The organism is Photobacterium nomapromontoriensis (genome assembly GCF_050336815.1).
GTDB classification, from domain to species: Bacteria; Pseudomonadota; Gammaproteobacteria; order Enterobacterales; family Vibrionaceae; genus Photobacterium; species Photobacterium nomapromontoriensis.
In genome coordinates this window covers 1-17710 of record NZ_JAKJSL010000035.1, presented here as the reverse complement: position 1 = coordinate 17710, position 17710 = coordinate 1, and the positions used below count along the sequence as shown (strand labels likewise).

Annotated in this window: 19 protein-coding genes and 1 rRNA gene; 10 read left to right on the top strand and 10 right to left on the bottom strand. The window is 45.8% G+C overall.

Annotation, left to right across the window (positions count from 1 at the left end; all coding sequences use genetic code 11):
* Window positions 1–65 precede the first annotated feature (65 nt).
* Window positions 66–374, top strand: a complete 309-nt coding sequence (locus L4D12_RS15150; protein ID WP_428448685.1) for a c-type cytochrome — start codon at window positions 66–68, stop codon at window positions 372–374.
* Between the two features lie 236 nt (window positions 375–610).
* Entirely contained in the window at window positions 611–1822 is a 1212-nt protein-coding gene (locus L4D12_RS15145) for an aromatic amino acid transporter (RefSeq protein WP_428448684.1), read from the top strand.
* 54 nt (window positions 1823–1876) lie between these two features.
* Here L4D12_RS15145 and L4D12_RS15140 read toward each other — a convergent pair whose 3' ends face one another.
* From L4D12_RS15140 to tsaA, 7 genes are all read right to left on the bottom strand, one after another.
* Window positions 1877–2065 carry a DUF4250 domain-containing protein gene (locus L4D12_RS15140; RefSeq protein ID WP_428448683.1) on the bottom strand — a complete coding sequence of 63 codons (189 nt, stop codon included), beginning with the start codon at window positions 2063–2065 and terminating at the stop codon, window positions 1877–1879.
* A gap of 2 nt (window positions 2066–2067) precedes the next feature.
* Entirely contained in the window at window positions 2068–2274 is a 207-nt protein-coding gene (locus L4D12_RS15135) for a YaeP family protein (protein ID WP_428448682.1), read from the bottom strand.
* A 162-nt stretch (window positions 2275–2436) separates the two neighbouring features.
* Window positions 2437–3294, bottom strand: a complete 858-nt coding sequence (locus L4D12_RS15130) for a GGDEF domain-containing protein (protein WP_428448681.1) — start codon at window positions 3292–3294, stop codon at window positions 2437–2439.
* Window positions 3295–3370: 76 nt separating this feature from the next.
* Window positions 3371–4510 (bottom strand): patatin-like phospholipase family protein, encoded by a 1140-nt coding sequence (locus L4D12_RS15125; protein ID WP_428448680.1) that lies wholly within the window; start codon window positions 4508–4510, stop codon window positions 3371–3373.
* A gap of 112 nt (window positions 4511–4622) precedes the next feature.
* Window positions 4623–6338: a proline--tRNA ligase gene (locus L4D12_RS15120; RefSeq protein WP_428448679.1), complete on the bottom strand. Its 1716-nt coding sequence runs from the start codon at window positions 6336–6338 to the stop codon at window positions 4623–4625.
* Window positions 6325–6471 (bottom strand): hypothetical protein, encoded by a 147-nt coding sequence (locus L4D12_RS15115; RefSeq protein WP_428448678.1) that lies wholly within the window; start codon window positions 6469–6471, stop codon window positions 6325–6327. The genes L4D12_RS15120 and L4D12_RS15115 overlap by 14 nt, the downstream gene beginning before the upstream one ends.
* On the bottom strand, window positions 6461–7165 hold the full coding sequence (tsaA, locus tag L4D12_RS15110; RefSeq protein ID WP_428448677.1) for a tRNA (N6-threonylcarbamoyladenosine(37)-N6)-methyltransferase TrmO: 705 nt from the start codon (window positions 7163–7165) through the stop codon (window positions 6461–6463). Before tsaA ends, L4D12_RS15115 begins: the two co-directional genes overlap by 11 nt.
* Window positions 7166–7303: 138 nt before the next feature.
* On the opposite strand from tsaA, the gene ykgO reads away from it, so the two are divergent.
* Window positions 7304–7429: a type B 50S ribosomal protein L36 gene (gene ykgO, locus L4D12_RS15105; RefSeq protein ID WP_428448676.1), complete on the top strand. Its 126-nt coding sequence runs from the start codon at window positions 7304–7306 to the stop codon at window positions 7427–7429.
* A 94-nt stretch (window positions 7430–7523) separates the two neighbouring features.
* On the opposite strand, the gene L4D12_RS15100 is transcribed toward ykgO, so the two are convergent.
* The 3 genes from L4D12_RS15100 to metN all read right to left on the bottom strand — a co-directional run bounded on the left by L4D12_RS15100 (window position 7524) and on the right by metN (window position 10133).
* A complete protein-coding gene (locus L4D12_RS15100; RefSeq protein ID WP_428448675.1) occupies window positions 7524–8339 on the bottom strand; it encodes a MetQ/NlpA family lipoprotein in 816 nt (271 codons plus the stop codon).
* Between the two features lie 83 nt (window positions 8340–8422).
* Window positions 8423–9109, bottom strand: a complete 687-nt coding sequence (locus L4D12_RS15095; RefSeq protein ID WP_428448674.1) for a methionine ABC transporter permease — start codon at window positions 9107–9109, stop codon at window positions 8423–8425.
* Window positions 9099–10133, bottom strand: coding sequence for a methionine ABC transporter ATP-binding protein MetN (metN, locus tag L4D12_RS15090; protein WP_428448673.1), 1035 nt, complete (start codon window positions 10131–10133; stop codon window positions 9099–9101). The genes L4D12_RS15095 and metN overlap by 11 nt, the downstream gene beginning before the upstream one ends.
* 324 nt (window positions 10134–10457) lie before the next feature.
* Here metN and gmhB point away from each other — a divergent pair, with 324 nt between their 5' ends.
* From gmhB to L4D12_RS15055, 7 genes are all read left to right on the top strand, one after another.
* Window positions 10458–11012 carry a D-glycero-beta-D-manno-heptose 1,7-bisphosphate 7-phosphatase gene (gene gmhB / locus L4D12_RS15085; protein ID WP_428448672.1) on the top strand — a complete coding sequence of 185 codons (555 nt, stop codon included), beginning with the start codon at window positions 10458–10460 and terminating at the stop codon, window positions 11010–11012.
* 434 nt (window positions 11013–11446) lie between these two features.
* Window positions 11447–12472: an ABC transporter permease subunit gene (locus tag L4D12_RS15080; protein WP_428448671.1), complete on the top strand. Its 1026-nt coding sequence runs from the start codon at window positions 11447–11449 to the stop codon at window positions 12470–12472.
* Between the two features lies 1 nt (window position 12473).
* Entirely contained in the window at window positions 12474–13517 is a 1044-nt protein-coding gene (locus L4D12_RS15075) for an ABC transporter permease subunit (protein ID WP_428448670.1), read from the top strand.
* Window positions 13518–13545: 28 nt separating this feature from the next.
* Window positions 13546–15384 carry an extracellular solute-binding protein gene (locus tag L4D12_RS15070; RefSeq protein ID WP_428448669.1) on the top strand — a complete coding sequence of 613 codons (1839 nt, stop codon included), beginning with the start codon at window positions 13546–13548 and terminating at the stop codon, window positions 15382–15384.
* A gap of 17 nt (window positions 15385–15401) precedes the next feature.
* Entirely contained in the window at window positions 15402–16268 is an 867-nt protein-coding gene (locus L4D12_RS15065; RefSeq protein ID WP_428448668.1) for an ABC transporter ATP-binding protein, read from the top strand.
* A gap of 35 nt (window positions 16269–16303) precedes the next feature.
* Window positions 16304–17140 (top strand): ABC transporter ATP-binding protein, encoded by an 837-nt coding sequence (locus tag L4D12_RS15060; RefSeq protein WP_428448667.1) that lies wholly within the window; start codon window positions 16304–16306, stop codon window positions 17138–17140.
* Between the two features lie 417 nt (window positions 17141–17557).
* A 16S ribosomal RNA gene (locus tag L4D12_RS15055) occupies window positions 17558–17710 on the top strand; the annotation flags it as partial.

Below are 17710 nucleotides of genomic sequence, written 5' to 3'. Positions count from 1 at the left end.
TATTCATCATTGTTGAGAATGTGTTACGCTTTGTTAATGGATAATATAAAAAACAAGAGGATGCAATGAAAAATATTTTAGCCATTACACTGTTAGTTTCAGCGATATCTATGCCGGCTATTGCGGCTGATCCCGCTGCTGGCAAAGCAAAAGCGGTGGTGTGTGCTGCCTGTCACGGCGTTGATGGTATTGCTGTGATCCCAGGTTATCCGAATCTGAAAGGTCAGAATGAGCAATACCTGATTAACGCCATGAAAGCGTATAAGAACAAGGAGCGTACGGGAGGAATGGCGATGGTGATGCAGCCTCAGGCATCAATGTTGAATGATACTGATATAGCGAATGTGGCAGCCTATTTTGCTCAAATGAAGTAATACTACGCGACATCAAGGTTTGATCCGGCTCACTGATTAATGGCCGCGGCGAGATCCTTTATCGGATATTTCGCCGCGGCTTTTTATTCCTCTTAATCATTTTTGATGAATTATTGTTCTGCTTAGTGGTTTTTAACTCAGGTGGATTATCTTTTGTTGCTTAAATTATCAGAACACATTATTGTACTAGCACGCTGATACATTGGCGCTAACATCAATATCATCAAGGAGTCGTTATGAATAAACCATCCACACTTGGAGGAGCGTGCATTATCGCCAGTGTTTGTGTTGGAGCTGGCATGCTTGGATTACCAAGTGCTGGAGCGGGTGCATGGACGCTATGGAGTATGCTTGCCATTTCTATCACCATGATCATGATGACGCTATCGGGTTGGTTACTGCTAGAAGCATTGAAGCATTATAAATTTAAAGCCTCATTCAATACGGTGGCAAAAGACGTATTGAGTAAGCCTGTGAATGCCATTAATAATCTGTCGTTATATTTCGTCGGTGGAATTTTGCTTTATGCCTACATTTCGACATCAGGTGATATTTTCAGTGGCATATTAGGGGTAAGCAGTGAATTGGCTTCTGTCTTGTTTGTTGCATTTTGCTCGGCGTTTGTCTTGCACTCGACCCGTGCGGTAGACCGTATTTCGATTGTGTTGATCTTGTTTATGATCATCAGTTTTGTGCTAGGCATTTCAGGATTGGCCTCGCAGATCAGCGTGCCGACTTTATTTGCGGAAAGTCAAACAGATACGCCGTATTCGGCCTATGCATTTGCTCTGCTGCCGGTGGCGTTAACCTCTTTTGGTTATCACCATTCGGTGAGCACCATGCGTGATTACTATCAGGACGAGTATCGTGCGAAAAAAGCAATTTTAGCTGGTACTGTTATTGCTCTTACCTTCTATTTAGTCTGGGTGATCTGCATTTTTGGTAACTTACCGCGCGAAGCCTTTGGCCCAGTCGTGAGTGCCGGAGGCGGTGTAGATGCCTTGTTGTCTGCATTGACTAACGGGATTGACTCGACCAGCATTAAGCAAGCATTGAATATCTTCGCGATTGCCGCCGTCATATCTTCTTTCATTGGGGTTGGACTAGGGGTGTTTGATTACTTGGCAGATTTCTTTGGTTTTGAAGACACGCGTACAGGGCGACTCAAAACTTGGACGGTGACATTTTTACCACCGTTGGTCTTCTCATTGATTGCCCCGTTTGGCTTTGTGACCGCAATTGGTTTAGCGGGTGCCGCCGCAACGATTTGGGCATGTATTATCCCTGCCACATTGGCAAAAAAACTGCGTCAAAGAGAATCCGTACAACAAGGTTTTGTGGTACCCGGTGGCAATGTCACGATCAATATCGTGATTGCATTTGGGGTGCTAACCGCGGCCTTCCATTTATTGGCGATGGCGAATTTGCTGCCCGTATTTAAAGGCTAGTAAAAGCATAAAAAAACGGAAGCCACTTGGCTTCCGTTTTTGTTTTCATCTATATCAGCGAAATTGTTTCGCTTCTGGCAAATAATCAAATCCCGCGTCGGCGAGCTTGCTGATGAGTGCGGCCTTATCGATCTCATAAAATCTCACTAGATTATCGAGATCACCAAACTCATCACGGATCTTCATATTGACGATGCTCATTAGCATTACAGGATCCATCTTCTCAATATTATTTAAGTTCATTATTATGCGTCCTCGTGATCGCTCATTAGCAGGTTAGCGGCTGCAAAAGCGGCGCGCTCGCGGGTGTCTTTTGGCAACGTTTCATCTGCAGCAATGACATCGAGCGTTTTGACCGCACAGTGAATTGCTTGAGGGATATAGCCTTGGTCACCACCGCCAATTTGAGCATACATCATGCGGGTGAGCTCGCTGCAATCATAGACTTTCATGGATTATCCTTACTTAAACAGTGATTTCGTCAGCGGCCATAGGGAAAGAATGCAATGGTAGCTGGCGGGATCAGAGTCTATTCACTGAGGGATACTATATCAGAGGCTGGAATATCAGAGAAATGACATCGTGTTCGTATCGTCATGATCTCGTATTTATATTTACTTGTTTCGTTTGTGTTGATAGAGGTGGCGGTCAGCTCGCTCGACCAATGTGGCTGTTGTATCGCCTTTTTGGTGTTCAGAAAAACCGCATGAACAACCAATTTTAAGGGTGCGTAAGAGATGATCGCTGCTCATAAGTTGTTGCACGCGATTGATGACGTGCTGGGCGGATTGATCGGTTGCAGGTTGTAATATCACTGCAAACTCATCTCCTCCAATGCGGTAGCAACGATCTGAGTTTCTGACGGCTTTTTTGAGCAGTAGGGAAAAGTGGCGGATGACTTTATCCCCATCCGGATGCCCGAAACGGTCGTTGACCTGTTTGAAATTATCCAGATCGAACATCGCCAGTACCAAGCCGACATTTCGGCGCTCACTCATGGCTATCGCATGATTGATATCCTGTTCAAAGCAACTGCGATTACTCAGGCCAGAAAGGTAGTCGCGCAGTGCCATGTTTTTAACCCGGCGGTACTCAATGGCATTGGTCAGTGGGCCGGCAAATAAGCGATGGTAGGTGTGGAGCAGGTTGACTTCATCTTTATCAAGTGGATAAGGGGTGTGATATTTTAGCTGTCCCAACTCATTGTTATTAAACCGTAAGAGAAAGCTCTGCCGATAATCTGTCGCAGGTCCACGTCGAACGAGCATGGCGGTATCATCAAGCTCCCAGACTAACCGACTGACATCAATTTGTTTTTCGATTTCCCGGGAAAAAACTTCAAATAAAACATTGAGTTCCAGCTTACCTTGGAGTTTTTTCAGGATCAGCAGCCGCTGATCAGCCCCAAGAGGCTTGGCTCTTGGTTTGGTATTTTGTTCTGCAAGAAGGTTGCTCCAGAGGATAGGATCCATATCAACGTCAAAAAAATGCGAAGAGGCTTACTATAGGCAATTATTGATTCATTTCAATAGCCCGTGAATAGATATATTAATAATGCAATGATTTATTTAAAAATTTGCGAAGGATTACTTCTTTCTCTTGCGTGTCTTCATAGCCCATTTGGATCAGTGCCTGGATATAAGCAGGCTCAAAAAGAATATAACTGGTAATGGATGAGTCATCTTTAGGGCTGATCCCGGTCAGCCGCATCAGAGCTCGGGTCATTGGTGGCAGGTGGTTGTAATAACGCTGGGCCAGAGGTTCGAATGATTGGCTGGGAGACAAATGAATATGCTCAATATGTCGAAGTTCTCTTTTTTTTCTGATACTCGCGGGCAGGTCCATGAGCAGAGAATTGGTGCGTGACAGGTTCTCTAAATCTGCAGCTAGCGTGTCGCTGAAAATGGTGTCCATTAAATGCCCCCCCAAGGCGGCTAAGCCTGGGGCTCGGGTATAATCAGTCTCTTCCTGTTTTTGGTTGATCAGGTCGATGATCAGTATCTTATCGGCACCCATTTTCAGTGATGGTCGCAGGGGGGCTAGCTGGTGAATCGAGCCATCGCCGTAATAGGCTTGCCCTATACGAGTGGCAGGAAAGACCAGGGGAATGGCTGCTGAGGCGAGTAGATGATCGGTGGTGAGCAAGGTACGTCGGCCTTTTGATTTGGCAAGATCCCATTCAGCAACAGTGGGTTGTCCCTGAAAAAAACTGACGGATTGGCCACTTTTGTAACTGGACGCGGTAATGGCGATACCGTGCAAGTTTCCTGCGACAATTTGTTTTTCCAAGCGTTGGTAATTATTGACTTGATTGAGTAGCTGACGAAGCGGTCGGTTGTTGAGTAGGCCAAAAGGCGGGCGCTCGTGGTGCGATGACTGTAAACGGGCATACCATTGACCGGCCAAATAGCCGCTCATTCCGAGTGGGCTAGTAGCAAAGATTTTACGGCTATGAAGTCGAGACCAAATCCATTCGAGTTTTTTTACGCCAAGCCGGAAACACGAAGCGTAACTAGCGATAGAGATAGCATTGATAGCGCCAGCTGATGTCCCGCAATAGATACTGAATGGGCTGTGATGAACGCGAGGATACCACTCTGCAATGGCCTTGAGCACTCCCACTTGATAGGCTGCCCGCGCACCACCACCGGTAAGCAGTAAACTGATTTTTGGCGATTCCTTTGCCATGCTAATCCCTTTATTACGCCAGTATTGTCAGTCTCTCATTACTGGGAAAAAAGCGCCAGAGATAAAAAAGCCTCCACGCGGGAGGCTTTTGAATTAGGCATGTTGATTTAAATTAAGCGATTTTCTGCTTAAGAAATTCAACGATATTCGCTTCAGCTACTGCTTCTTTGGTGCCGGTACGACGGTTTTTATATTCCATCTCGCCATTTTCTAGGCTGCGATCACCAATTACGATGGTATGAGGAATACCGATCAGTTCCATGTCTGAGAACATCACGCCTGGACGCTCTTTACGGTCGTCAAACAATACTTCGATACCCATGGCAGTCAGTTCAGCGTATAGCTTCTCTGCTGCTTCTTGAACGCGCTCAGATTTGTGCATGTTCATTGGTACGATAGCCACTTGGAAAGGCGCTAGAGCGTCTGGCCAGATGATGCCGTATTTATCGTTGTTCTGTTCAATAGCCGATGCCACAACACGTGAAACACCGATACCGTAACAACCCATTTCCAGGATGACATTCTTACCGTTTGAATCGAGTACGCCACAGTTCATCTTTTCAGAGTAGGTATTACCTAACTGGAAGATATGACCGACTTCGATACCACGCTTAAGCATCAGGGTGCCTTGACCACATGGACTTGGATCGCCTTCTACTACGTTACGTAGATCTGCCACTTGACCCAGTTCAACATCACGACCCCAGTTAATACCGAAGTAGTGTTTGCCATCGATGTTTGCACCTGCGCCGAAGTCGCTCATTACGGCGACAGAACGGTCAACGATGAATGGAAGCTCAAGGCCGACAGGACCAAGAGAGCCAGCACCTGCACCGATTAGCTCACGCATCTCGTCTTCAGTTGCCATCTCTAGTGGAGTAGCTACTTCTGCTAGGTTTTCAGCTTTAATTTCGTTTAGCTCGTGATCACCACGAATGATTAGTGCAACGATAGGCGCATCGATTTCATCTGACGCTTTAACAAATAGCGTCTTGACGGTTTTCTCGATTGGCAGGCCGTGTTGCTCAACCAATTCTGCGATAGTTTTCGCATTTGGCGTGTCAACCAGAGTCATCTCTTGAGTTGGCTCTGCACGTTCACCAGCAGGCGCTACCGCTTCTGCTTTTTCGATGTTCGCGGCGTAATCTGATTCAGTAGAGAACGCGATCAGATCTTCACCGCTTTCAGCCAATACGTGGAACTCTTGAGAGCCGTTACCGCCGATAGCGCCTGAGTCCGCCAGTACTGGTCGATATTCTAGGCCCATGCGATCGAACGCTTTACAGTAAGCATCGTGCATCGCTTGGTAAGATTTCTCTAGGCCTGCTTTGTCGATGTCGAAGCTGTACGCGTCCATCATGCAGAATTCACGTGCACGCATTACACCGAAACGAGGTCGACGCTCGTCACGGAATTTTGTTTGAATTTGATACAGGTTCAGCGGAAGCTGTTTGTAAGAGCTGACCTCGTTACGTACAAGGCTGGTGATCACTTCTTCAGCGGTCGGGCTAAGTACAAACGGACGGAAATGGCGGTCAGTAAAGCGAAGTAGTTCAGGGCCCATCTTTTCAGATCGACCTGTCTCTTCCCATAGTTCAAACGGCTGCACAACGGGCATCAAGGTTTCGATTGCACCGGCATTGTCGATCTCTTGGCGAACGATGTTTTCGACTTTACGCAGAACACGCAGACCTGTAGGTAGCCAGGTGTATAGACCTGAAGCCAGCTTACGGATCATACCTGCACGTAGCATGAGCTGGTGGCTCACTACTTCTGCGTCGTTTGGAGTCTCCTTCAGGGTAGAAAGAAGATATTTACTGGTACGCATTGATGGTATCCGTTTGTTGATAGGTAAATAATAAGTGTAGGGGAAGCCCCATCGCCAGTAGGCGGTAACCGTATATTCTACCAGCCAATTGAACGTTCTCCAACGGGAACCGCTTCGCCTTGCTATTTTGCACTTGCTTTTTCCAGCGCATGCACAGTGACTTGAGTATCACTGATGGTAAATTTCACATTGTAGTCAAACAGAAGCACGCCATATTCTTTTTCATCGGTTTTTCCTTTTTTATACGCAGGGCGAGGGTCTTGGGCCAGTACTTCAGAGATCACCGCGCGCTGGCGTGCCAGTTGTTGACCGTGTAGTTGGCGTTCGGCGTGTTCGGTAAAGACCACGGGGAGGGTGTCAGGCTGCTCACTGGCAAAGCCACCAATAGCATGGGGCAGACTATCAGAGTAAGGAATATACGGTTTAATATCGATAATGGGGGTACCATCGACCAGATCCACCCCACCCAGTTCGATGATCACGTCGCTGCCTTGTTGGCGCACACCAATGAGCTCAACCGCGGACATGCCGATGCCATTGGGCCGGAAAGTGGCTCGGCTGGCAAAGACACCAATGCGATCATTGCCGCCCAATCGAGGTGGCCTGACCGTTGGGCGCCAACCGGCTTCTAAATTTTGGTCAAAGAGAAACAGCAGCCATAAATGGCTGAACTGCTCGATCCCGCGTACCGCTTCCAGCGCATTGGCTTCGCCTTGCAAGATAATTTTAGAACGGGCGCTGGGTACTAGCCCCGGTTGGCGAGGAACAGCAAACTTTTCTTTATAAGGGGAGCGGATAATACCGATAGGTTCAATCTGGTATGACATGGTTTTTGACTCAAAGCAGGGTTGCGCTGACCTTATCATAAAATCAATGCTTGATCTTTACTGATAATAAATATCAAATAGTATGTTATAACATAACAATTATTATGTGATTTAATATTCTATTTGAAGGAGAACAATATGAAAGTGGTCAGTTCTATAAAAAGTGCCAAGCAGCGCCATCGTGATTGTCAGATCGTGAAACGCCGTGGACGATTGTATGTGATCTGCAAATCGAACCCGCGGTTTAAAGCGGTGCAAAAGTAACGCGCAAATTGATTTATGTTGTCGAACTTTATGTTTTCACCATTAAAAAAGGCTGGCGGATGCCAGCCTTGTCGAAAAAGAAAGGGGATGTGTATTACCAGCCTTTGACGACACCGCCTTGGAATATTTCTTGTGCGGCGTTGTACACGGTATCTGACTGGTACGCTTTAATGAATGTCTGTACGTTTTGGGCATTCACGTTATCTTCACGCGCGACAATCAGGTTAACGTATGGTGATTCTTTATCTTCGACAAAGATACCATCGCGCTCTGGGGTCAGGTTTATACTGCTGGCAAACGTGTTGTTGATAATGGCAAATTGCACATCATCCAGCGAGCGTGGCAACTGTGCCGCTTCTAGCTCTACAATCTCCAGATTTTTTGGGTTCTCAACAATATCCAGTACAGTGGCAGTCAGGCCCGCGCCGTCTTTCAGTGTCAGGAGGCCGTGTTGTTGCAGCAGTAGTAGTGCACGGCCAAGGTTGGTTGGATCGTTCGGCACTGCAATTTGATCGCCGTCTTTTAGTTCATCAATGGATTTTATTTTGCTTGAGTAGGCGGCAATCGGATAAACAAAGGTATTGCCTGCAATAGCAAACTTATAACCACGATCGGCTATCTGCTGATCAAGATACGGTTTGTGTTGGAAAGCATTCGCGTCAATCGAGCCCTCTTCCAGTGCCGCATTCGGTGACACATAGTCAGTGAAGGTGATCAGTTTGACATCGAGACCATATTTATCTTTGGCTTCTTTAGCTGCAATTTCCGCGACTTGCTCTTCGGCCCCAGCCATTACACCAATGGTGACTTTACTGTTGTCGACCGTTGCTTCCTTCTCGCCACAGCCTGTCAGTAGCAATGCTGAAGCCAAGCCTGCGACGGTAAACAGATTCTTTAAATTAAACGCCATGTTACTTCTCCTTGAACTGGGGTTTTCCATAAAATTTGATTGTGTTGTGTTGTGTTGTGTTGTGTTGTGTTTTTTAGTTGCGGTTAACGATGATCAAAGCGTTTCACCAGATAATCGCCTGCCGATTGAATAAGCTGTACCAAAATGACCAGCATGATGACAGTGATCAGCATGACAGTACCGTCAAAACGTTGATAGCCATAACGGATCCCGACATCACCCAAACCGCCACCACCGACCGTTCCCGCCATGGCCGAGTAGCTCACCAGCGTCACTAAGGTGATGGTGATGGCATTGACTATGCCCGGCAGCGCTTCAGGGAGCAGTACTTTGCTGATGATCTGGCGCGGGGTTGCGCCCATTGCCTGAGCGGCTTCAACCAGTCCAGACGGTACTTCCAGTAGTGCCCCTTCAACGAGGCGGGCAATAAACGGGATTGCACCAACTGTCAGGGGAACAATGGCTGCTGCGGTACCAATAGAACTGCCGACTACAAAACGTGTAAACGGGATAATCGCTACCAGCAGAATAATAAACGGGATGGATCGACCCACGTTGGTAATGGTGCTGAGGATCTGGTTCGCAACAGGGTTGGCCAATAAACCATTATTTTTGGTTAGATGGAGCGCCACCCCGACAGGGATCCCGATGAGGAACCCGATCAGACCGGAAGCAAACACCATTACTAGCGTCTGGCCCAGCGCATCAATTAACAGTTGTACCAAACGGTCATTTTCATTCCACCAAAGGGTGAGTGATTCAAGCAACATAGCCAAGTACCTCTACATTAACGTTATGGTCGCGCATGAAGGAAATGGCCTGTTCTGTCGCTTGTTCGGTGCCAAATAATTCAGCGAGCATCAGGCCAAACTTGACGCCACCTGCATAGTCCATGTCCGCGCTGAGGATGTTGACATCAATATTGAATTCGCGGGCCACTTGGGAAATCAGTGGGGCATCGACCGAAGTCCCTGTGAATTCCAGTCTGACTAATGGGTAGTTGTTGTCAGTCCGTTGGGCAACCATCCTGTTGCGGTAGTCTTCGGGAATGGAGAGATCGAGTGTCGAGCGAATAAAGTTGCGGGCCAGTTCAGTTTTCGGATGGGCAAAAATATCACCAACCGGGCCTTTTTCAACCAATTCACCGTCGCCAATGATTGCGACTTCAGAACAAATTTTTTTCACCACGTCCATCTCGTGGGTGATGAGTAAAATGGTCAGGTTCAGTGTTTGGTTTATCTTCTTTAGCAGTGCCAAAATGGAATGGGTTGTGGCAGGATCTAGGGCGCTGGTGGCTTCGTCGCACAGTAGCACTTTAGGATCAGATGCCAGTGCTCGTGCAATTGCAACACGCTGTTTTTGGCCACCGCTTAAGTTGGATGGGTAAGTGTTGCTTTTATCTGTCAGGCCAACCAATGCCAGTAGCTCATTGACCTTGTTTTTTATCGCTCCGTTACTTGCCCCGGATAACTCAAGAGGCAAAGCAACATTGTCGAATACCGTACGGGATGACAGCAGGTTGAAATGCTGGAATATCATGCCTATTTTACGGCGGGCTTGGGTTAGTTCGTGGTGCGATAATTGAGTCAGATCGATACCATCAACAATAACGTTGCCGTTGGTGGGACGCTCTAGCAGGTTAACACAGCGGATTAGGGTACTTTTGCCTGCACCGGAGGCACCAATGACACCGAAAATCGTGCCCTGGTTAATGGTAAGATTTATGTCACGCAGAGCGTGGATTGCGGTCGTTCCTTGATAGAACACTTTATTGACACTACTTATTTCTATCATCGTTAAATCCTGCATCCTATACCGAGTTGATGACTAGCAGGCCCATCATTGGCTGCTACCGGTATATTGTTGTGTTGGCGTTATTTATATGATGTGTGTTCACGCCTCATTAACCACATCGATGGGTTTGATGCTATGGGCTAACATAATGTAAGTCAATAGATATTTTTACGTCTGGACGTCTAAATGTCTTTGTGGCTATTTGTGGCGTCCTGATACTGTTTTTTATTAACCGTTATCGAAGCGAATATAAAGAGGTGAATCCCATCCCGAGCCGTGCCATAATTTGAGCTCATACTGAATAGTTAGACAGAGGGCTGACACTTGGCCAAACCCGCAGTTTTTATCGATCGTGACGGTGTGATCAACATCGATCATGGTTATGTGCATACCGTTGATGATTTTGAATATGTCGAAGGCGTGTTTGAAGCGTGTAAAAAGCTCAAAGATATGGGATATCTGCTTGTCCTGGTGACTAACCAGGCGGGGATTGCCCGTGGTATGTATAGCGAAGATACGTTTCTTAATCTGACCGAATGGATGGATTGGAATTTTGCTGATAATGGTGTTGAGTTTGATGGTATCTATTATTGCCCTCACCATCCGTCAGAAGGTCAGGGTGATTATTTGCAAGATTGCGATTGTCGCAAGCCAAAGCCTGGCATGTTTATCTCTGCCCGCGATTTTTTGAAAATCGACATGGCAGCTTCCGTGATGATTGGTGATAAAACCGATGACATGAAAGCGGCAGAGGCTGCGGAAGTCGGCACTAAAATTTTAGTGCGTACTGGCAAGCCAATCACCGCAGAAGGCGAAGCCCTTGCAAGCGTTGTGCTTGATAGTGTTGCCGATGTACCAGCCTGGTTAGCGGCACAATAATGCTATTCTAGCAATCGCTGGTTGTTGTAAAGAGGTCGCGAAAGCGGCCTTTTTTATCTCTGATATTCTGGATTTACGGGGAGCGTAATAACGTATTGAGTATACAGGTGTATGCTGTGGCTGCTGCGTGTTTTAAAACGATGAGGGTGTGATCGGATTATTATTTCTTTTTGGTAATATATATAGTTATGGCTTATTAATTGAATTATATTTTGTAAATATTATGTCCATAATCGGAGTTTGTTATTTATTGTAATTAAGGTCGGTATAAGTTTTTATCACTGTATTTATGACATTATTAGAAATAAATACTGCCCTGTTGTGATATTAAAAGCGTGAAATTGTTCAGGATGAACACATAGTTGTGGTGGATGCTCGTTGAGAAAAAGAAGCTCTCTTCGTGAACAGCCGAATAAACATGGAGTGGATGTAGCATGTTGTCATATCTTTTACGTCGTATGGCGTTGGTTATTCCCACGTTTCTTGGCATTACTGTTTTAATTTTTGCAATAACTCGTTTTGTGCCAGGAGGCCCAGTTGAACGTATGCTTGCTAATATGCAGGCACAAGGGGACGGTGGGGCGGCAATGATCTCTGCCGGTGGGAATTCTGCGTTATCTGAAGATCAAATCGCCGAGCTTAATGTGTTCTATGGGCTAGATAAGCCAGTGTTTGAAGCCTATAGCGAATGGTTAGGCCGATTGATTAAGTTCGATTTAGGCGAATCAACCCGCTATTACGAGCCTGTATCAGAGATGATAGCGGAGCGCTTACCTGTCTCTTTGTTCTACGGTGGCATGACGTTCTTTATCAGTTATTTTATCTCTATCCCGCTTGGTTATTATAAAGCCTTAAAACACGGGTCAGTGTTTGATTCAGGCTCATCCATTTTAATTTTTATTGGTTATGCGTTGCCCGGCTATGTGGTCGGTGTCTTGCTGATCACACTATTCAGTTATCATCTTGAGTGGTTCCCGATGGGGGGCTTTGTAGGTGATGATTTCGACGATTATGAGACATTTTATGAGCGGGTCAAAGATGTTATGTGGCATGCGGTGCTACCCCTTGTCTGTTATCTGATTGGTGATTTCGCCACCCTGACCATGACCATGAAGAATAACCTGATGGAGAATCTGTCCTCAGATTATATTCGTACCGCCATCGCCAAAGGGCTGCCATTTAAGCAAGCGGTTCGTAAACATGCCTTACGTAATAGTCTTATTCCTATCGCCAGCCATTTTGGTAACTCGTTACTGTTCTTTATGACCGGCTCATTTTTAATTGAAGTTATTTTCAATATTGATGGCATTGGTTTACTCGGGTATGAATCTATTATGGAGCGGGATTATCCGGTTGTGATGGGGATTGTAGCCATTAATGCGGTAATGCTATTGATTGGTAATATCGTATCAGATGTGTGTGTGGCATTAGTCGACCCTCGCGTGAGGTTTGGAGAGTAATGTGTTGAATCTGAATCCATTAACATTAAAAAAAATCAAGCGATTCAAAGAAATCAAGCGTGGTTATTGGTCGTTTCTCATTCTTTCTTTTTTATTGATCCTGTCGCTGTTTGCGGAGTTACTGATTAACAGCAAGGCATTGGTGGTGAAATATAACGGCAGTTACAGTTTTCCTGTCATGTCAGATGTTCGCTTAGGATCCGAGTTTGGTCAAAACAAAGCCAGTGAGGCGGACTACCGTCAGTTACAAACAACGTTTGAGCAAGAGGGGAGCGATAATTTTGTCATCATGCCATTGATACCGTGGAATGCTTATGAACAGGACTTTTCTGGCCATTATCCTCCTAATCCTCCTAGTATTGAAGATAAGCATTATTTGGGTACAGATGTGATCGGCCGCGATATTTTAGCTCGCTTAGTGTATGGATTTCGTATTGCGATGGGGTTCGCCTTATTGACGATGGCGATTTCTTACGCCATTGGCACCGCGGTGGGATGCGCGATGGGCTTCTTTGGCGGTAAGTTTGATTTGTTGGTTCAGCGCTTGATAGAGGTGTGGTCAATGGTGCCATTTCTCTATGTGATCATGATCCTAGTGTCGATTACTCAACCGACCTTTGGCTTATTTGTCGCGATAAATGTGTTATTCGGTTGGATGGGGATGACGTGGTATATGCGAACCATGACCTATAAAGAGTCAGCTCGTGAATATGTTATGGCGGCGAAAGCCCTTGGCGCGTCAACGCTGCGGATCCTGTTCAACCATATTCTGCCCAACACTATGGTGATGATAGTGACATTGGCCCCGTTTACTATTGCCGCCAATATCACAGCACTGACCGCATTGGATTACCTCGGGCTTGGCTTGATGCCACCAACCCCTAGCTGGGGGGAATTGTTGCAGCAAGGTAAGTCGAATTTAGACTCTCCGTGGATTGTTACCTCGGTGGTGTCGTCTATTGTTTTAGTATTGGTCATGGTGACCTTCATCGGGGAGGCGATTCGTGCCGCTTTTGACCCTAAGAAATTCACGCGCTATGTATAACGGTATGGTGCCCACAAGGAAGTATAGAATGAATAATAAAATGCCTTTAACAGCTGTCGGAATATTCTTCGCTACATTCAGTGCAAATGTTTTTGCGGCAGAGCTCCTCAGTAACCTAACGTGGATATCTAATATGGATGAGCCCTTATTTGCCTCGCCAGAAGCAAAGCGGGGAGGAACATACCGAACATTCATGGCGAGCTTTCCGCAAACATTGCGCAGTGTGGGGCCCGATGCAAATTCGGGTTTGCGCCACTATTTTATGGATGGTGTGCCAAAGCTGGTAAGCCGACATCCGAACACTGGGAAATGGATCCCGCAGCTAGCCGAGTCGTGGGCGTTTGGTGATGATAATCAAACGGTATACTTTAAGTTGAATCCAAAAGCGAAGTGGTCAGATGGTGAAGATGTTACGGCTGATGATTACCTATTTATGCTCAAGTATTACCGTTCAAAAGACATCATTGATCCTTGGTATAACGATTTCTTTGGTCGAAAAATTGAAAGTGTGACCAAGTTTGATGATTACAGTATAGCGATCAAATCGGCAACAAAAATGAGTGATGAAGAGCTCATGTTGCAGATCAACCTACCGAGCAATGGTCTTCAGCCTCGCCCTGAACATTTCTTCAAACCATCAAAAGATGAAAATAGTGACGGTATCGATGATAACTTCGTTCGCCGTTATAACTTCAAAAGTGAGCCAACGACGGCACCTTATTACATGGATAAAGTTAAGAAGGGGAAAAGTGTGACCTTCAAGCATGTAGGGGATGACTGGTGGGGATATAGCAACCCTTATTATCAGAATCGCTATAACGTTGATAAAGTACGTATCCGAGTCATCCGCGATAGCGATATAGCACGCAAACATTTTGAAAAAGGCAACCTAGATGCTTTTGGTTTAATTTTGCCAAACCTATGGCACGAGAAAGCAGATACCAAACCTTATCAGAATGGTTATATCCACAAGTTCTGGGGATATAACCAAGTGGTACAGGGCGCGGGAGGAATATGGATGAATACCGCCCAGTCGTTGCTGGATGATCGTAATGTGCGTGCAGGCATTACTTATGCGACAGACTTTGATGGCATGATTGCTAATGTACTACGTGGTGATTATGTCCGTATGCCTCACGGTATGGGGTTCGGTCATGGAGGCTATGATAGAAGTGATAATAAAGCACCGGCTTTTAACCCTAAGCTGGCCATTGAGTTTTTCGAAAAAGCGGGTTTCGATAAGGTGGGTTCCGATGGGGTACGAACTAATGGGAAGGGGCTGCGTTTAAGTTTTGCGGTCACTTATGGTTATCAGTTTCATACCCCCCGAATTGCTTACCTTAAAGAGCAGGCGAAGCAAGCTGGACTGGAATTGACACTTAATCTGGTCGACGGCTCATCGGCGTTTAAATATATTCTTGAGAAAAAACATGATCTGGCTTTCCTAACTATGGGGGGCGGTGAAATTCCAGCTTACTGGCAATATTTGCATTCGGTCAATGCTAAGTCGCAAACCAATAATCATACCAATTACCGTTCTCCAGCCATGGATGCCAAAATACAAGCATATGATGCTGAATTTGATACTACGAAGAAGCAAGCTATATCACATCAGATCCAGCAGACTGTGTCTGACGAGTACCTGATTGTTCCGGGCTACATGGTGCCATATACCCGAGAGGCGCATTGGCGATGGATGAAATACCCAACACCGGCAATGACCATGAATACGAACGCGTTATTCTCTGTGGTCGATTTGGCAACGTTCTGGATTGATGAAGATGTGAAGAAAGAGACGTTGGCTGCAATGAAGAATGGCCAGAAATTTGCCCCGGTTACTGTCATTGATGATACCTACAAGCAGTAGAATAGTAGGGAGTTGATATGCAAGATGATGTCATTTTAAGTGTTCGAGACTTGGAAACAGAATTTATTACCGATGACGGCGTGGTGAAGATCCTCCATGGCGTCAATTTTGATGTGCGAAAAGGCCGAACGTTGGGGGTAGTTGGCGAGTCGGGATGCGGCAAAAGTGTAACGGCGATGTCTATTATGGGACTACTGCCTAAACCTTATGGTCAAGTTACCAAAGGCCAGATCCTCTATCGTGGGACTGACTTGGTTCATTTACCCGCCGCTGAGATGTATGCGATGCGAGGGGAACGTATTTCGGTGATATTTCAAGACCCAATGACGGCCCTTAACCCCGTCCATACCGTTGGTCGCCAGATTAATGAAGTGCTTGAATTACATCGGCCAGATCTTAATAAGGCACAACGTAATGCTTATTCGTTAGAGATGCTCAAGAAAGTCAAAATTCCGATGTCAGAAAAGCGCTTGAATGAGTATCCGCATAATTTATCGGGAGGAATGCGGCAGAGAGTCATGATTGCCATGGCACTGGCTTGTAAACCGGACATCCTTATTTGTGATGAGCCAACAACGGCATTAGATGTCACCGTGCAAGCGTCTATTCTTGAATTGATGAATGAACTTCAGGAAGAAACTGGGATGGCAATGATTTTTATTACTCATGATTTAGGTGTGGTCGCTGAAATTTGTGATGATGTTGCCGTCATGTATGGCGGTAAAGTAGTCGAATATGCAGATATTTTCGATCTCTTTGACAACCCGCAGCACCCTTATACTGAACGGTTAATGGGGTTGATGCCAAGCCTTGATAATGAACCTAAGCAGCCGATTGAAATTAAGCCTATTGATGTCGCCTTATTTCCAGAGTTTAAAGGTTAGCTCACAGGCTGAATTAGGTCATAAAAGAGGACGCTATGACAGAAGTATTAAGGATAGAAAACCTCAAGCAGCATTTTGTGTCTGGTAAGGGGCTTTTCAAAAAAGGTTATACCGTAAAAGCGGTTGATGGGGTGTCATTTTCTGTATCGCGTGGTGAAACGCTGGGGCTGGTGGGGGAGTCGGGCTGTGGTAAAAGCACTCTTGGCCGGACCATTCTTAAGCTGTATGAGCCGACAGCAGGAAAAATATTCTTCGAAGGGCAGGATATTACGGACTTATCGACCAAAGCGATGCGGCCTCTACGTAAAGACATGCAAATTGTCTTTCAGGATCCGATGGAATCATTAAACCAGCGCCATACCATTGGAATGATTTTAGAAGAGCCTTTTGTTATTCATAAAATCGGTACGCCACAAGAGCGTAAAAAATGGGTTAAAGAGTTGCTGGTGAAAGTCGGTCTGCCTGAAACCGCGGTGAATCGTTACCCGCACGAGTTTTCCGGCGGACAGCGTCAGCGTATCGGTATTGCCCGCGCGATTGCGTTGAAACCAAAATTATTGATCTGTGATGAGTCGGTTTCTGCGCTTGATGTATCGGTACAGGCTCAGATCCTCAATTTGCTGCTTCAATTACAAAAAGAGATGAACCTTGCCATTATTTTCATTTCCCATGACTTGTCGGTAGTGAAGCATATCTCTGACACTGTTGTCGTGATGTATTTTGGAAAGGTGGTCGAGATGGGGGTTGCGCAGGAGATATACGCAAATCCACAAGCTGACTACACTAAAAAGTTATTGTCCGCGATTCCTATTACGCATCCGAAAGATCGCAAGCGAAAGCGTCACGCTGAAAAAACGGCTAATGTTGCTTAACAGCACTATCGATTACACCTTAATAATGAAGCACCCCAATTGGGTGCTTTTTGTTTTTTGCGCTGAAATACACACTATTGATTAAATAGTAATCGAATGGTGCGAGTGTCCCCATTTTTTTGATTTTATATCTTGTCAGCAGCGAGTAACGCTCTATAATGCGACCTCACTGACACGGACAGCGGCGCTAGCCAGTAACGTAAGTCAGTATTGTTCTTTAACAATTTGACCATGCAATCTGTGTGGGCACTCGTGAAATGATAGTCAACAAAAGAATTATCAATGAAACTGAGTGACCAATACAAAATGGCGTATCTATTTATAGAGAAGTTATTTTGGCACAGTCAATTCGTTCATTACTTCGGTAATGAATAAACAGTATTTCATTGAGCCGCTATTTATAGCAGCAAACACTTTTAATTGAAGAGTTTGATCATGGCTCAGATTGAACGCTGGCGGCAGGCCTAACACATGCAAGTCGAGCGGTAACAGAGAGAAAGCTTGCTTTCTTTGCTGACGAGCGGCGGACGGGTGAGTAATGCCTGGGAACATGCCTTGGCATGCCTTGGT

Excerpts from the sequence above, each read along its gene's own strand:
- L4D12_RS15150 (WP_428448685.1), top strand. The coding sequence starts at position 66 with ATGAAAAATATTTTAGCCATTACACTGTTAGTTTCAGCGATATCTATG.
- L4D12_RS15145 (WP_428448684.1), top strand. The coding sequence starts at position 611 with ATGAATAAACCATCCACACTTGGAGGAGCGTGCATTATCGCCAGTGTT.
- L4D12_RS15140 (WP_428448683.1), bottom strand. The coding sequence starts at position 2,065 with ATGAACTTAAATAATATTGAGAAGATGGATCCTGTAATGCTAATGAGC.
- L4D12_RS15135 (WP_428448682.1), bottom strand. The coding sequence starts at position 2,274 with ATGAAAGTCTATGATTGCAGCGAGCTCACCCGCATGATGTATGCTCAA.
- L4D12_RS15130 (WP_428448681.1), bottom strand. The coding sequence starts at position 3,294 with ATGGATCCTATCCTCTGGAGCAACCTTCTTGCAGAACAAAATACCAAA.
- L4D12_RS15125 (WP_428448680.1), bottom strand. The coding sequence starts at position 4,510 with ATGGCAAAGGAATCGCCAAAAATCAGTTTACTGCTTACCGGTGGTGGT.
- L4D12_RS15120 (WP_428448679.1), bottom strand. The coding sequence starts at position 6,338 with ATGCGTACCAGTAAATATCTTCTTTCTACCCTGAAGGAGACTCCAAAC.
- tsaA (WP_428448677.1), bottom strand. The coding sequence starts at position 7,165 with ATGTCATACCAGATTGAACCTATCGGTATTATCCGCTCCCCTTATAAA.
- ykgO (WP_428448676.1), top strand. The coding sequence starts at position 7,304 with ATGAAAGTGGTCAGTTCTATAAAAAGTGCCAAGCAGCGCCATCGTGAT.
- L4D12_RS15100 (WP_428448675.1), bottom strand. The coding sequence starts at position 8,339 with ATGGCGTTTAATTTAAAGAATCTGTTTACCGTCGCAGGCTTGGCTTCA.
- L4D12_RS15095 (WP_428448674.1), bottom strand. The coding sequence starts at position 9,109 with ATGTTGCTTGAATCACTCACCCTTTGGTGGAATGAAAATGACCGTTTG.
- metN (WP_428448673.1), bottom strand. The coding sequence starts at position 10,133 with ATGATAGAAATAAGTAGTGTCAATAAAGTGTTCTATCAAGGAACGACC.
- L4D12_RS15080 (WP_428448671.1), top strand. The coding sequence starts at position 11,447 with ATGTTGTCATATCTTTTACGTCGTATGGCGTTGGTTATTCCCACGTTT.
- L4D12_RS15070 (WP_428448669.1), top strand. The coding sequence starts at position 13,546 with ATGAATAATAAAATGCCTTTAACAGCTGTCGGAATATTCTTCGCTACA.
- L4D12_RS15065 (WP_428448668.1), top strand. The coding sequence starts at position 15,402 with ATGCAAGATGATGTCATTTTAAGTGTTCGAGACTTGGAAACAGAATTT.
- L4D12_RS15060 (WP_428448667.1), top strand. The coding sequence starts at position 16,304 with ATGACAGAAGTATTAAGGATAGAAAACCTCAAGCAGCATTTTGTGTCT.